Here is a 14,739-nt window from a genome sequence, read left to right on the forward strand (position 1 = left end):
GCCTTTCATAATTCATTCGGCACCTTCCAGTTTCCATTCACATTGCCGTCACATCGGGTTCCTACCATCGCCTTTCATTTCGAAAGCATCAACGGCGGGGAGAACCGGCACCATGAATCGAATCAAAACGGCGGCGCTGCTGTGCGCGGGCGCCCTTGCGCTCGCCGGATGCGGCAGCGATGACGGCCCGACCAGCACGTCGCCCCCCCAGCCGCCCGTTCAGACGGCCGCGCGCAACGTGATCTTCTTCCTCGGCGACGGCATGGGGATGACGACGCTGACGGCCGCACGCATCTACGGTGTCGGTGAAGACGGCGCGCTCACGATCGATACGCTGCCGGAAACCGCGTTCGTGAAGACCTATTCGAACGATGCGCAGGTGACGGACAGCGCGCCGTCGATGTCGGCGTACATGACCGGCGTGAAGACCAACAACGAAGTGATCTCGATGTCGCCCGACACGAAGGCGATCGAGCCGAGCGCGAGCCTGACCGGCAATTGCGGCGCGAACAACGGCAAATCGGCGACGACGCTGCTCGAGATCGCGAAGGCGAAGGGCATGGCCACCGGTGTCGTGACGACCACGCGCGTCACGCACGCCACGCCCGCCGCGACCTACGCGCACGTGTGCCATCGCGACGCCGAGAACGACATCGCGGCGCAGCTCGTGCCGGGCGGCGCGGGCTACAACGGTGCGCTCGGCGACGGCGTCGACGTCGTGCTCGGCGGCGGCACGCAGTTCTTCGTGCCGAAGGACGGCGGCGGCAAGCGCACCGACGGGCGCAACCTCGTCAACGAACTGAAGGCGAAGGGCTACGCGTTCGCGCAGAACCGCGACGACCTGCTGGCGGCCGATGCGACGAAGAGCGGCAAGCTGGTCGGCCTGTTCTCGTCGAGCCACATGAGCTACGACCTCGATCGCGGCGCGACGAAGGAGCCGAGCCTCACCGACATGGCGACGCGCGCGCTCGACGTGCTGCAAAAGAACCCGAACGGTTATTTCCTGATGGTCGAAGGCGGCCGGATCGACCACGCGCTGCACGACACCAATGCGAAGCGCGCGCTGCAGGACACGGTCGCGTTCGACAACGCGATCAAGGCCACGCTCGACAAGGTGCGCAAGACCGATCCCGACCTGAAGAACACGCTGATCGTCGTCACGGCCGACCACGACCACACGCTGGTGCTGAACGGTTATGCGGCGCGCACCGGCAAGACCGAAGCGGGCAAGGCCGGCGTGCTGGGCGTGCTGCGCAACTACCAGACGGGCGCGGTCGCGAAGGACGCGGACGGCGCGCCGTACACGATCATCGGCTTCGGCAACGGCGAGAACCGCGTGCAGGGCAGCCGCGCGGGCACCGCACTCACCGACGCGGTGACGGGCGCCGACGACTATCGCCAGGAGGCGGTCGTGCGAATGGACAAGGGTAACGAGACGCACGGCGGAACGGATGTGTTCCTCGGCGCGATCGGCCGCGGCGCGGATGCGTTCCACGGCGTGATCGAGAACAACAAGGTCTTCGAGCTGGTGCGCAACGCGGTGCAGCTGTGAGCGCCGACCATACGGGTACAGGGGAATACAGGATGTCGACCATCAAGTGCATCGCGGCGGCGCTGGCCGTCGCGGGTTTCGCATGCGGCGCGGCGCAGGCCGCCGGCCAGGCGAAGAACGTGATTTTCTTTCTCGGCGACGGCATGGGGCCGACGACCGTGACGGCGAGCCGGATCTACAAGGTCGGTGAGTCGGGACAACTGACGATGGAGAAGCTGGCGCGCACCGCGCGCATCAAGACCTTCTCGAACGACGCGCAGACGACCGACAGCGCGCCGTCGATGGCCGCGTACATGACCGGCGTGAAGATGAACAACGAAGTGCTGTCGATGTCGTCCGACACGCGCGCGGTTGCGCCGGGCAACGACGCGAACGGCAACAAGACGGTCAACAACTGCGCGCCGGGCAACGGCCAGCCGGTCGCGACGCTGCTGGAACTGGCGAAGGCGCGCGGCAAGGCGGTCGGCGCGATCACGACGACCGAGCTCACGCACGCAACACCCGCCGCGACCTATTCGCACATCTGCCATCGCGACGCGCAATACGATATCGCCGCGCAGGCGGCGCCGGGCGGCGCGGGCTACAACGCGGCGCTCGGCGACGGCGTCGACGTGCTGATGGGCGGCGGCCGCAACCACTGGACGCCGTTCGATCCGGTGGCCAACAAGCGCGGCCGCGCGGACGGGCGCAACCTGCTCAACGAGATGAAGGCGAAGGGCTACACGGTCGTCGCGACGAAGGATCAGCTCGCGCAGGCCGGCAACGGCAAGCTGGTCGGCCTGTTCAGTTCGACGAGCCATCTCGAATACGAACTGGATCGCGTCGCGGGCAAGGGCGAAGGGCCGTCGCAGCCGAGCCTTGCCGAGATGACGTCGAAGGCGATCGACGTGCTGTCGAAGAATTCGAACGGCTATTTCCTGATGGTCGAAGGCGGCCGGATCGATCACGCGCTGCACGGCACCAACGCGAAGCGCGCGCTCGAGGACACGGCGGCATTCGACGAAGCGATCCGCGTCGCGCTGTCGAAGGTCGACCTGTCGAACACGCTGATCGTCGTGACGGCCGACCACGACCACACGATGACGATCAACGGTTATTCGAAGCGCGGCAACCCGATTCTCGACATCAGCCGCAACTATCGCGACGGCCAGCCGAGCAAGGACGCCGACGGCAATACCTACACGACGCTGGTGTTCGGCAACGGCGCGAACCGGCCGAACGTGCGCGCGTCGGTCGATTCGGCCACCGCGACGAACGATGCGTATCTGCAGGAAGTGGGCGTGCGGATGGGCAGCGCGGGTTCGGAGACGCACGGCGGCGGCGACGTGATGCTGTTCGCCGACGGTGCCGATGCGAAGGCGTTCAAGGGCACGATCGACAACACGAAGGTGTTCGGTCTCGTGCGCTCGGCGTTCGGTTTCTGAGGCGGGTGATGGGACGATGAACAGGAACGCGCGATGAAACGCCAGATCTTCTGTGCGCTCGCCGGCGGGATGATTGCGCTGCCGGCTTGTGCAGCGGCCGATCTCGACGCCGTGCTGCTGCACGAGAGCCGCACGGTGACGGCAGACGGCGTGACGCGCACGACGCTGTATCGCGAACGGATGGTGCGGCGCGACGGGCACGTGTGGGTCGAACGCGTGCTGCCCGCCGCGTCGGCCGGCGGCGGGCAGGGTGACGATCACGATCATGACCACGATGCGGGCCCGGGCCGCCGCGCCGGCGTGCAACCGGCGGCCGCCCACGCTGGCCACAGGCATTTCAACTTCCAGGCGGCTGCACGGCATGTGACTTACGACGGCAAGACGGCCCGCATCGAGTACGTCGATGCGGCGAACCGGACGGTCGTCAGCGTGCCGCCGGCCGAGTACGAAACCACGGGTTTCGACGGCTCGTGGGACAACGCGTATTACGTCACGCCGCCGTCGCAGCTGAAGCGGCTCGCGGTCGCGAAGCGCGGCGACGCGCCCGGCACCCTCTGGTACGAGCAGGCGGTCGATACGCCCGGCGCGCGCGGCGTGAACCGGATCCTGTGGAGCGAGACGCTGCAGGCGCCGCTGTCGGTCGAATACCGGAGTGCCGATGGCCGCGTCGTGCGCAAGCTGACGTTGACACCGGCGCCGGCCGCGCGGCGCGAGCCGCCGCCGTGGACGACGCTCGCCCGCTACGCGCGCAAGGAATACGCCGACTATCTGGATTGACCGGCGGGCGGCCACACGCTACCGATTACCCGACGGCTTCGGTCGATCGTGCGATGCGTACGCGGGGTTTGCGGTCAGGCCGGCCGGTATCGCCATCGCGATACGGCCGGGCGCTGGCCGCTTTTTTCTCTTCCCGAAGTCGTGTCACCCGGCAGGGGCGGCCGACGATCCGCTAGAACCGCGCACCGTCCGGCACGCGCGTTGACGGCCGCGACGCGACCCGCTTGATGAAGCGGTCGAGCGGTGTCGCATAGCCGCGCGCGATCGCCGCGCTCAGCACCGCCGACAACGCCAGATACGCGATCAGCAACAGCAGCCGGGTGTCGCCATGCGTGGCCGACGGCGGCCAGAACGTGCGCAGCCCGCCGAGCACGATCAGGTGAAACAGGTACAGCTCGTAGCTCAGCGTGCCGGCCCGGCGCAACGGCGCGAGCAGGCGGCCCGGCGCGCGCGTGCCGTTGACGTGCGCGCCGATCAGCAGCACGGCCGTGCCGAGCGCCATCGCGGTGACGCCGGCGACGTGGCTTTCCGCGATCGGCCAGGCCAGATACAGCGCGGCCATCGCCGCCGCGACGAGCCCCTGCACGAGCGGCGCGGCGAGTCGCTGCCAGCGTTTGCGCTCGGCCAGCAACGCGGTGCAGCAGCCGATCGCGATCCCGTCGAACGACGCGAAGTACGCATAGAGGAACCCGCCTTCGTCGCCGGCATGCGTGAAGCGGTACACGGGCCCGATCGCGGCGATAACCACCCAGAACGCGACCAGCCGCGCGTCGCGGCGCAGCGCGATGCACAACAGCGGAAACGACAGGTAGAACACCTCTTCGACAGACAGCGACCACAGCACGCCGAGCGCGTAGTTGACCCACCCGTATGCGCCGATCAGCACGTTCATCCAGAACGTCAGCGACGCGAGATTCACGAGCCAGAACGACACGGCGATGCCCTCCGGCGCGTGGTTCCGGAAGATCGGCACGCCGGCCGCCGCGAGGCCGTTGACGAGCGCGAGCAGCAGGAGCAGGCACGGGACGATGCGCGCGACGCGCGACACGTAGAACGCGCGCACGTCGACCGCGCCGAGGTTGCCCCAGCGGTGCCGCGCATTCGACGTGATCAGGTAGCCCGAGATCGCGAAGAACATCGTCACGCCGTAGTTGCCGTTGCGCACCACCGCATGCACCGTTTCCCAGCCGAATACGCGCGCGAGCGACGTCTCGCGCAGCGAGTAGGGGATGTTGAAGTGATGCAGCAGGACGAGCACGATCGACATCCCGCGCAGCAGGTCGATCCGCGCGTTGCGCGGGCCGGCGCTCATTGCGGCCTGCCCGGTTCGGCGAGGGCGGGCAGCGTCGCCAGGAACGTGTCGCGCGCGCGCAGGCCGGCGTTCGGCGTCTGCCGTTCGTCGTCCTGTATCAGGTACGCGAACGCGAGCGTGCGCGGCCCTTTGGCCGCCCAGCCGACGAACCAGCCGTAGGCATGCGACGCATCGTACTTGCGCCCCGGCGACCCGGTGCCCGTCTTGCCGTGCACGATCCAGCCGCCGGGCCGCGTGTCGATCAGCGTGATGCGCTCGGTCATGTCGTACGCGTGCGCGCTGACGGGCAGTGTCCGGTTTGCGATCTTGCGCATGAAGCCGACCTGTTCGAGCGGCGAGATGCGCAGCGATGAATTGACCCAGGCGCCCATCACGCCGTTCAGTTCGCCCTGCGGGCTGGTCGCGTCCGCGTTGCCGTAGCCGAATGCGCTCGTGTATTGCTGGAAGCGCGCCTGCCCGAGCGCCTGGGTGACCTGCTGCGAGTACCAGAACACCGACAGCTTCATCCAGCGCGCCGGATCGGTCGGCTCGCGCCACGGCGCGCCGCCCCAGTCGGGGTAGCCGGTGTGGAACTCGAGCGTCGGTGTGTGAGCGTCCGTCAGGACGCCCGCATCGAAGCCCATCAGGCTGATGGCGACCTTGAACGTCGACGCGGGCGTGACGCGGGTCGCGCAGTCGCCTTGCTGCACGAGCATCTGGCCGGTGGCGGCGTCGGCGACGACGGTGCACACCGGGTGGGCATGGGAAGTCGCGCTGGCCAGAAGGCCGGCGACGAGGGTGAACAGCGCGCGGCGCCAGTGCTTCAAGTGACACTCCTTCGGATGGGGCGGCACACAGTGTATCGACGGATCGCCGGCTGTCGACCTGTCACGATTGACGGGCGGCAGGCGCTTCATGACACGGGATGACACGATCGAACCCGGATATCCGCGGATATCGAGCAGTCGCGGGGCAATGCGCCGTTGCTCAATATCCGGCAAGGGCGTAATAGATCCCGAGGCACGCAACGGCGATGAGCGGGAGCGCGATGACGATGAAGGCAATACGACCGATGCCGCGCAGGCGAGTCACGCCGACATACAGGCAGAGGGATCCGAAAAAGAGCGTCGCCGGCCAGTAGATGGCGCCGTAAAGGACCGGGATGACCCAGATCGGCAGGTCGATGCCGATGTCACTCATTCAGGATGTTCCGTTGTGTGTGGATGTGCGTTCAATCATGTTCAACTGGCGCCATGATACGGCTTGTCGGCTCCCGACGATTGCCCCGCATGGGCTTGCGATCGCCGCAATCACTGGCCGCGTGCGCTGGCGTTGGCACCGTCGCTCCCGCTTCGCGCCCGCCTGCTTTCGTCCTGCGGACGGGCATGGCGCAATCGAGCTGGATGCGGTCACGCCGGCTTCATCACGTCACCCCGTTGCTGGCGGTTGCGGCCCAGTCGGCCGGCGAGCGACCCATGAAAAACTGGTTACGCCACGTCGCTATGCCAAGATTGACCGCGCGGACGCTCACCACGTTGACGAGATCCTGCTGCCGCAGCCAGGTCGATGCGGAAAGCGCTGCGTGTGCAACCGCGGTCGCCCCGGCCTTGTTCAGCAGCGTCGGCGTGCTCGAGAGCACGGTGATAGTGGCGACCGCTTTCGACGTCTGGCCAGCCGGGCCGACCGCACGCATGTTGCCGATCCAGACGCCGCTCTGGATCACGCCCGGAACGGTGGATGTCGCGCGCTGGATCTGACGGACGTCGTCCATGCGATCGTCATCGATCAGCCGCGTTACCGCAAAACGACTGCCGACGAACAGAAGCACGGCAACGCCGGCCAGGATTGCCCAGTGCCTCCGGCCAACCGGAGCGGTATCCTCGACGGGCACCGCGACACGCACGACCCTGCTGGCGGTGAGCAGATCTTGTATGGATTGGCGGCTCGGCCTGTTGAAAACGAGCAGATACAGCAATGCCATGCCCCAGAAGAACATGATTGCGCTGTTTGCGGTGGCGAGCCATTGCATGCCCGGATCGTGAAGCGCGGGCAGGTCGATAAAGCCGATGCCGCCGAGTATCAGCGGAACGGCGATCAGCGCGTACCGTGCCCAGGCGCGACAGTACCCGGGACCGGATGCGCCGGGCGCGGCGCTATCGGCAACACGGATATTCATTAGCCGCTTGCCGAACGACTGGTGCCGATTTCCGCCTTCGAGCAGGCCAAAGTAAATGGAACCGATCAGGAAGCCGATCAGCCTTCCCCAATCGCCGATCGTCGAAAGGGCATCGAAGAACAGGATCGCGATTGCCAGCCCGATCAGTCCGAGAATGAATGAATCGATCGAAAAGGCGGCGGTTCGTCGCCAGAAGCCTGCGGCGCCGTGCGATTGTTGGTTTTCATTGCGCTCCATTGTCGTCGCCCCCGATGCGTTGTGGTCGTCGAGCCGTTCGGGCTCGTTGCAGTTCGCGGCCGCGGGATGGTTGATGCCGATGTTGCCCCGACGGTGACAGGCAGATCATATCGACCGGCTTGACGCGGAATTGCAAACTATTGTGAGCAATGCGCCACCGCGAACGCCCTTCATTCCGCGCGGGGCTCATCGGTGAGCGACCCGAACGTGGCGAAGCGTGCGCTGTCGGACGGATACCGCGCCCCTGCGAACGTATCGGCGCGGGCGCAGGACCGAGACGGGCACCAGCGGACATGAAAGGCCGGAAGCGATTTTCGTGGATTTTCGTGCGGCCGTCGAACGCGCGGGTCCGGTCTGACGCGATGGCCGCTTTCGCACGCGCGCCGCAAATCGGCGAGGAACAATGAAAAAACCCGCCGGCAGGCTGGCGCGTGCGGGCGGGCGAAGACACCCCGGGCCGACCGGCGCGGGTGTCGCGTGAAGAACGGAGAACCGGGTTGCGTCAGAACTTGTGGCGCAGCGCGAGACGCACGGCCACCTGGTTCGACGTCGACGACGGCGCGTCGGTGCCGGGGATGAACGCGTTGTCGAGGATCGAGTTCGTCTTGTCGCCGGCGATGTGCTGGTACGCGGCCTGCACGTACACGTCGGTGCGCTTCGACAGGTTGTAGTCGGCCATCAGCCCGACCGAGTGGATCTTCGGTTTCGCGTCGCCGGTCGACGCGTCGTATTTCTCGAGCGACAGCACGTACTGCGCGCCGACCATGAACGCCGGCGTGACCTGGTACGAACCGTTGACCTCGAAGTTCTGGTACTTGATCGCGCTGACCGTCGCGCCCGGTGCGATGATCGCGCCCGGCGTGCCGAGGTAGCCGTTGCCGGTCGGGTTCTTGTAGTTCGAGTTCGTGTACGCGAAGCCGACCGTCGCGGGCCCGAACGTGTAGTTGATGCCCGCGCCGAACACGCGCATGCGTTCCGCGATGTAGCTCGCGTCGTTCGCGGTGATCGCGCCGGCCGAGCCGTTGCCCGGATGGTTCGCCTGCAGGTACGCGGCGCCGATCAGCAGCCCGTTGTTCTGGTATTGCGCGCCGAAGCTGTACGCGCGGTTGTCCGAGAAGTTCGTGCTGTTGCTGAAGCTGTACGCGCCGCCGAACGTGAAGCCGCCGAAGTTCGGGCTCGCGTACTTCACCGTGTTGTCGAGGCGGAACGAGTTGTCGGTGTTGTCGTTGTCGAACGGGTGCGCGAGCAGGTAGCCGCCCCAGTTGCCGTTGGCCGTGGTCGGCGCGAGATAGTCGACGACGGAGTCGTACTGGCGGCCGAACGTCAGCGTGCCGTACTGCGCCTGGCTCAGGCCGACGTACGCCTGGCGTCCGAACATGCGGCCGCCCTGGTTGAGCCGGCCGGAATTCACGTCGAAGCCGTTTTCGAGCTGGAAGATCGCCTTCATGCCGCCGCCCAGATCCTCGCTGCCCTTCAGGCCCCAGCGGCTGCCCTGCGCGTAGCCGCTCGCCATCTCGTAGACGTGGCCGGTGCCGACGTTGTTCGTGTAGTTCAGGCCTTCGTCGATCACGCCGTACAGCGTGACGCTGCTCTGCGCGAACACGGGGGCGGCGAAGGTTGCCGTTACGGCGAGCGCCGTCAGGGTCTTTTTCATTGAGAGATCTCCGGGATATCCAGCTTCTTGTATCGGTTGTCGTGGGCGCGACCGGCGAGGCGCGCCCCGTCATACGGGGCGTTTCCGGCGCAGCGCGCGCGGCGCCGGAAACGCGCGAGGCGCGGCGGCGCGGCGACCGGCTGTGCCGGGTCGTGTCTCCTCCGATGACACCGCGCATTCTTCCCAAGCCGAAGAGGAACCGGAAGCGAGTAATTTCGATGGATGGGATCGGGTTCGCCGATGGGGTCGCGGCCGGCCGTTTCGACAGTCGAAACCGTATGCGCGGCGTCGCGCGCCAACGCCGGTCTGGCCATCGCCGGACGGGGGCGCGACGCAGCCTGGCCGGAGCCGTGCGCAGGCGCGGGAAATCGGACGAGAGGCCCGCCAGGCGGGCCTGGCGGGGCACCCGGAGATCGATTGGCGCTGCCGATAGCCATGATCGGAATTACTCGTTTCCCTAAACATATTGGCGGCTGAAACATGCAGGCTAACCGGACGTGGCTGGATGCACGATTCGCCGGTCGCCGCGCATGCCGCGACGCACAAACAACAGATTCGATTTGGAGACGACCCACCATGCAGATTCGACGACTGAAAACGGTCCTTCTCGCCGCCGCGGCGATCCTGTCCGCGCCCGCGGCCCACGCGGCCGGCGGCGCGTGCGCCGACGGCAAGACGGTCCATTTCGCGGGCATCACGTGGGAGAGCGGGTCGTTCGCGACCGAAGTGCTGCGGCAGATCATGGAGAAGGGCTACGGCTGCAAGACGGACGTCGTGCCGGGCAGCACGGCCGCCACCGAAACGGCGCTCGCGCGCAACGACCTGCAGATCTGGGCCGAGCAGTGGACGGGCCGCAGCGAGATCACCGCGAAGGCTGTCTCGTCGGGCGCCGTGAAACTGATCGGCGACACGCTGCCGGGCGGCACGACCGAAGGCTGGTTCGTGCCCGACTACGTGGTGAAGGGCGATCCGGCGCGCAACATCAAGCCGGTCGCGCCCGGGCTCGTGTCGGTCGACGATCTGCCGAAGTTCAAGCAGGTGTTCGCCGACGAGGAGGAGCCGGACAAGGGCCGCTTCCTGAACTGCCCGACGGGCTGGGACTGCGAGCGTGTGAACACGCGTCTGCTGAAGGTGCTGAAGCTCGACCAGTCGTACACGAACTTCCATCCGGGCACCGGCGCGGCGCTCGACGCGGCGATCGCGTCCGCGTACCAGCGCGGCGCGCCGATCGTGTTCTATTACTGGGGCCCGGCCGCGCTGATGGCGAAGTACAAGTTCACCGCGCTGAAGATGCCGGCCTATAACGACGCATGCTGGAAGACGCTGCGCGACGAGAGCAGCACGCACCAGTGCGCGTCGTCGTACATGGTGTCGCGGCTGACGGTTGGCGTGTCGAAGCCGTTCGCCGATGCGAATCCCGATCTCGTCGGCGTATTCGGCAAGGTGCGTTTCCCGATGGACTTCCTGAATCAGACGATCCTCGAGATGACGACGAAGAAGATCGACGGCGCGGCGATGGCCACGCAGTTCCTGAAGACCCGCCAGGACATGTGGAAGCAGTGGGTGCCGGCCGACGTCGCGCAGAAGATCGCCGGCAGCCTGAAGGGCGCGTAACCTGCGCGCGGCGGCGGGCCCGCGCCCGCCGCCGCCGTCACGCGCCTTCGCGGCGCGACGGAGAATCAACATGAACGGCTTCTTTCTGCACCTGTCGATCGCCGACTGGGTGAACAGCGCGCTCGAGACTTTCGTCGCGCAATACGGCGACAGTTTCCATCACTTCAGCGTGCTCGTGTTGCGCTACCTGCTCGTGCCGCTCGAAGGCGCGTTGCGCGTGGCGCCGCCGTGGCTCGTGCTGCTGGTCGTCGGCGCGATCGCGTGGAATGCGACGCGCCGCATCGGCCTCGGCGCGCTTTTCATGCTGCTGCTCTACGTGATCGGCTGCTTCGGCCTGTGGGACAAGCTGATGCAGACACTCGCGCTGATGCTCGTCGCGACGGTGCTGTCGGTCGCGATCGGCGTGCCGGCCGGCATCCTCGCCTCGCGCAGCGCGTGGCTGCGGCGGATGCTGCTGCCCGTGCTCGACGTGATGCAGACGCTGCCGAGCTTCGTGTACCTGATCCCGGTGCTGATGCTGTTCGGGCTCGGCAAGGTGCCCGCGATTCTCGCGACGATCATCTATGCGCTGCCGCCGCTGATCCGCCTGACCGATCTGGGCATCCGCCAGGTCGATCCGGACGTGACGGAGGCCGCGCGCGCGTTCGGCACGACGCGCTGGCAGCTGCTCGTCAACGTGCAGCTGCCGCTCGCGCGGCCGAGCATCATGGCCGGCATCAACCAGACGACGATGATGGCGCTGTCGATGGTCGTGATCGCGTCGATGATCGGCTCGCGCGGGCTCGGCGAGGACGTGCTCGCGGGCATCCAGACGCTCGACGTCGGCAAGGGCACGCAGGCCGGCCTCGCGATCGTGATCCTCGCGATCGTGATCGACCGGATCAGCCAGGGCTTCGGCCAGGAGCGACGCGCGCGCCGCCGGCTCGCGCAGCAGCGCCGGCAGAAAGGCGCGTCGCGCGTGCCGTACCGGCTGCCGCGCAAGGCGCAGCCGGCGGGCGTCGATTCGAATCAGGCGACGCAATCGTCGCGCGCATAGGAACGGAGGCAGACATGGCGACCATCGACGTCAAACACGTGTACAAGCTGTTCGGGCCGCAGGCCGCGCATGCGCGCGTGCTCGACCTGCTGCGCTCGGGCAGGCGCAAGGCCGAGGTGCTGGCCGAAACGGGCTGCAACGTCGGGCTCAACGACGTGAGCCTCGGCATCGAGTCGGGCGAGATCTTCGTGATCATGGGGCTGTCGGGTTCCGGGAAATCGACGCTCGTGCGGCACTTCAACCGGCTGATCGAGCCGACGGCCGGCGAGATCGTGATCGACGGCAGCGACGTGATCAAGCTCGACGCGCACGGGCTGCGCGAGCTGCGCCGCTACAAGGTCAGCATGGTGTTCCAGAACTTCGGGCTGCTGCCGCACCAGACCGTGCTCGACAATGCCGCGTATGCGCTGCGCACGCGCGGCGAGAAGCGGCAGGACGCGGCTGACGCCGCGCGCAACTGGCTGACGAAGGTCGGGCTCGACGGGTATGGCGATCATTACCCGGACGAGCTGTCGGGCGGGATGCGGCAGCGTGTCGGGCTGGCACGCGCGCTGGCGGCCGATACCGATGTGCTGCTGATGGACGAGGCGTTCTCCGCGCTCGATCCGCTGATCCGCACCGAGATGCAGGATCAGCTGCTCGAACTGCAGGCGACGCTCGCGAAGACGATCGTGTTCATCACGCACGATCTCGACGAGGCGCTGCGCATCGGCGACCGGATCGCGATCCTGCGTGACGGCACGCTCGTGCAGGTCGGCACGCCGGACGACATCCTGTCGCGTCCGGCGGACGATTACGTGAAGCGGTTCGTCGAGAAGCGCACGAGCGTGAACTGACGCGTCGTGCCCGATCAGGCCGCGCGGTGCGCGGCCGTCGTCAGCACGATCTTGCCGACGTGCTCGCCCGAGTCGATCAGCACGTGCGCGCCGCGCGCGTCGTCGAGCGCGAAGGTGCGGAACACCTGCGGCTTGACCGTGCCCGCCGCGACGTGCGGCCACAGGTGCCGTTCGAGTTCGGCGATGAGTGCGCCTTTCTCCTCCGGCGTGCGCGAGCGCAGCGTCGAGCCGATGTGCGTGAGGCGCTTGGTCATCATCGGCCACACGTCGAGTTCCTTCGCCGGCCCGGCGAGCGCGCTGACCTGCAGGATCCGCCCGTTCATCGCCGCGGCCCGGTAATTGCGCGCGACGTAGTCGCCCGCGATGATGTCGAGGATCACGTCCACGCCCTTGCCGGCGGTGATCCTGTCGACTTCGGCCACGAAATCTTCTTCCCGATAATGCACCGCGTGATCCGCGCCGAGGCGCAGGCTCGCGGCGCGATGCGCTTCCGAGCCGACCGTCGTGATGACGGTCGACGCGCCCATCGCCTTCGCGATCATCGTCGCGGTGGTGCCGATGCCCGACGCGCCGCCGTGGATCAGCACCGACTCGCCCGCCTGCAGCCGCCCGCGCTGGACCAGGTTCAGCCAGACCGTCAGGAACGTTTCCGGCATCGCCGCGGCTTCGATCATGTCGAGGCCGGGCGGCAGCTTCATCGTCGTGAGGTGATGGGCGACCGCGTATTCCGCATAACCGCCGCCCGTCACCAGCGCGCTGACCCGGTCGCCCGGCGCGAAGTCGTGTACGGCTTCGCCGGTCGCGACGACTTCGCCCGCGATTTCCAGGCCCGGGATGTCGGATGCGCCGGGCGGCGGGTTGTAGAGCCCCTTGCGTTGCAGCACGTCCGGGCCGTTCACGCCGGCGGCGTGAACCCGGATCAGCACTTCGTCGGCTTTCGGCCGCGGCACCGGGCGACGTGCGGTCGCGAGGACTTCGGGGCCGCCGGGGCGGGTGATTTCGACTGCCGCCATGTCGGCGGGAACGGGGGAGAGCGTATCGGACATGTTTGCCTCGGAAAGCCAGGTGAGTGATCGGTGAAAAAAGTATAGGCTTGGGCCTTGATGAATTCGCGCAGCGATTTTCACGACCACAGATGCAAATTTGCATCACACCGGGAGAGGGCGCTTGAACTGGGACGACGCACGGATTTTTCTCGCGATCCACCGTGAACGCAGCCTGCGCGGCGCCGCGCGGGCGGTCGGGCTCGACCAGGCGACGGTCGGCAGGCGGCTCGCGGCGCTCGAGCGCGCGCTCGGGGCGACGCTGTTCCTGCGCACGTCGGCCGGGTACGTGCCGACCGCGGTGGGCGAGGTGGCGCTGCGCAACGTGGAGAAGATGGAGCAGTCGGCGATCGATCTGGTGCGGCAGACCCAGGGCGTCGACCGGCGCCTCGCCGGTGACGTGCGCGTGACGACGACCGATACGATCGGGCTCGAATTCGTGATGCGCGCGATGCGCAACCTGCACGACGAGCATCCGGACGTGCGCGTGCTGCTCAACACGTCGACGCAGGTGGAGAACCTGGCCAAGCGCGAGGCGGACATCGCGATCCGCACGATCAAGCCCGACAATCCCGATCTACTCATGCGCCGGCTCGCAGCATGGCCGACGGCGCTGTACGCGTCGGAGGAATACCTGGAGCGGCATGGCGAGCCGGTGCCCGGCACCGGCTTCGAAGGGCATGACCTCGTGTGCTTCCTGCCGCACCTGAATGCGCGCGGCCCGCTGACGGTGGTCGGCGAGCCGGTGCGCGCGGGGCGGATCGTGTCGGCGCTGAATTCGAATCTCATGCTGCGCGCGGCCGCGCGCGCCGGGCTCGGGCTCGCCGAACTCCCGGTGCCGATCGCGGAGCGCGACGGGCTGGTGCGCGTGTGGCCGGCACGCACGTCGGCGCGGCCCTATGAAGTCTGGATGGTCACGCACAAGGATCTGCGGCATACCGCGCGGATGAGCGCGATGATCGATCACATCGTGCGGGTGTTCGACGAGGTGCCGGTGCAGGGCGGGGTGGAGGATTGAGGCGGGAACGGCAACCGGATCGCGCTCCTGCCCGGCGGCACGCCGGACGATATTCCGTCGCCGCCGGCCGACGATGATGTG

13 protein-coding genes are annotated in these 14,739 nt (G+C 67.4%); 7 read left to right on the forward strand and 6 right to left on the reverse strand.

Annotated features, from left to right (window positions below):
* The first annotated feature begins 112 nt into the window (after nucleotides 1-112).
* Genes DPV79_RS16435 through DPV79_RS16445 form a run of 3 tightly spaced genes read left to right on the forward strand, consistent with a single transcriptional unit; the run spans nucleotide 113 to nucleotide 3,753 of the window.
* Nucleotides 113-1,552 (forward strand): alkaline phosphatase, encoded by a 1,440-nt coding sequence (locus DPV79_RS16435; protein WP_113045932.1) that lies wholly within the window; start codon nucleotides 113-115, stop codon nucleotides 1,550-1,552.
* 32 nt (nucleotides 1,553-1,584) lie between these two features.
* Nucleotides 1,585-2,976, forward strand: a complete 1,392-nt coding sequence (locus DPV79_RS16440; protein WP_059553733.1) for an alkaline phosphatase — start codon at nucleotides 1,585-1,587, stop codon at nucleotides 2,974-2,976.
* Nucleotides 2,977-3,009: 33 nt separating this feature from the next.
* A complete protein-coding gene (locus DPV79_RS16445; protein WP_021160539.1) occupies nucleotides 3,010-3,753 on the forward strand; it encodes a hypothetical protein in 744 nt (247 codons plus the stop codon).
* 172 nt (nucleotides 3,754-3,925) lie between these two features.
* Here DPV79_RS16445 and DPV79_RS16450 read toward each other — a convergent pair whose 3' ends face one another.
* From DPV79_RS16450 to DPV79_RS16470, 5 genes are all read right to left on the reverse strand, one after another.
* Nucleotides 3,926-5,065: an acyltransferase family protein gene (locus tag DPV79_RS16450; RefSeq protein WP_059553729.1), complete on the reverse strand. Its 1,140-nt coding sequence runs from the start codon at nucleotides 5,063-5,065 to the stop codon at nucleotides 3,926-3,928.
* Nucleotides 5,062-5,871, reverse strand: a complete 810-nt coding sequence (gene blaOXA / locus DPV79_RS16455) for an OXA-1043 family class D beta-lactamase (protein WP_113045933.1) — start codon at nucleotides 5,869-5,871, stop codon at nucleotides 5,062-5,064. Before blaOXA ends, DPV79_RS16450 begins: the two co-directional genes overlap by 4 nt.
* A 160-nt stretch (nucleotides 5,872-6,031) precedes the next feature.
* Entirely contained in the window at nucleotides 6,032-6,244 is a 213-nt protein-coding gene (locus tag DPV79_RS16460; RefSeq protein ID WP_034195981.1) for a hypothetical protein, read from the reverse strand.
* A 223-nt stretch (nucleotides 6,245-6,467) separates the two neighbouring features.
* Nucleotides 6,468-7,457 (reverse strand): RDD family protein, encoded by a 990-nt coding sequence (locus tag DPV79_RS16465; protein ID WP_060376527.1) that lies wholly within the window; start codon nucleotides 7,455-7,457, stop codon nucleotides 6,468-6,470.
* Nucleotides 7,458-7,959: 502 nt separating this feature from the next.
* Nucleotides 7,960-9,111, reverse strand: a complete 1,152-nt coding sequence (locus DPV79_RS16470) for a porin (protein WP_021160535.1) — start codon at nucleotides 9,109-9,111, stop codon at nucleotides 7,960-7,962.
* 576 nt (nucleotides 9,112-9,687) lie between these two features.
* On the opposite strand from DPV79_RS16470, the gene DPV79_RS16475 reads away from it, so the two are divergent.
* The 3 genes from DPV79_RS16475 to DPV79_RS16485 all read left to right on the forward strand — a co-directional run bounded on the left by DPV79_RS16475 (nucleotide 9,688) and on the right by DPV79_RS16485 (nucleotide 12,597).
* Nucleotides 9,688-10,725 carry an ABC transporter substrate-binding protein gene (locus tag DPV79_RS16475; protein ID WP_048021501.1) on the forward strand — a complete coding sequence of 346 codons (1,038 nt, stop codon included), beginning with the start codon at nucleotides 9,688-9,690 and terminating at the stop codon, nucleotides 10,723-10,725.
* Between the two features lie 70 nt (nucleotides 10,726-10,795).
* Nucleotides 10,796-11,761 carry an ABC transporter permease gene (locus DPV79_RS16480; protein ID WP_113045934.1) on the forward strand — a complete coding sequence of 322 codons (966 nt, stop codon included), beginning with the start codon at nucleotides 10,796-10,798 and terminating at the stop codon, nucleotides 11,759-11,761.
* 14 nt (nucleotides 11,762-11,775) lie between these two features.
* Nucleotides 11,776-12,597, forward strand: a complete 822-nt coding sequence (locus tag DPV79_RS16485; RefSeq protein WP_059621212.1) for a quaternary amine ABC transporter ATP-binding protein — start codon at nucleotides 11,776-11,778, stop codon at nucleotides 12,595-12,597.
* 14 nt (nucleotides 12,598-12,611) lie between these two features.
* Here the strand turns inward: DPV79_RS16485 and DPV79_RS16490 are convergent, their stop codons facing one another.
* Nucleotides 12,612-13,643 carry an NAD(P)H-quinone oxidoreductase gene (locus DPV79_RS16490; protein ID WP_081064045.1) on the reverse strand — a complete coding sequence of 344 codons (1,032 nt, stop codon included), beginning with the start codon at nucleotides 13,641-13,643 and terminating at the stop codon, nucleotides 12,612-12,614.
* Between the two features lie 121 nt (nucleotides 13,644-13,764).
* Between DPV79_RS16490 and DPV79_RS16495 the strand changes: the two genes are divergently transcribed.
* Entirely contained in the window at nucleotides 13,765-14,658 is an 894-nt protein-coding gene (locus DPV79_RS16495; protein ID WP_113045935.1) for a LysR family transcriptional regulator, read from the forward strand.
* Nucleotides 14,659-14,739 lie beyond the last annotated feature (81 nt).

It is taken from the genome of Burkholderia reimsis (genome assembly GCF_003294055.1).
Classification (GTDB): domain Bacteria; phylum Pseudomonadota; class Gammaproteobacteria; order Burkholderiales; family Burkholderiaceae; genus Burkholderia; species Burkholderia cepacia.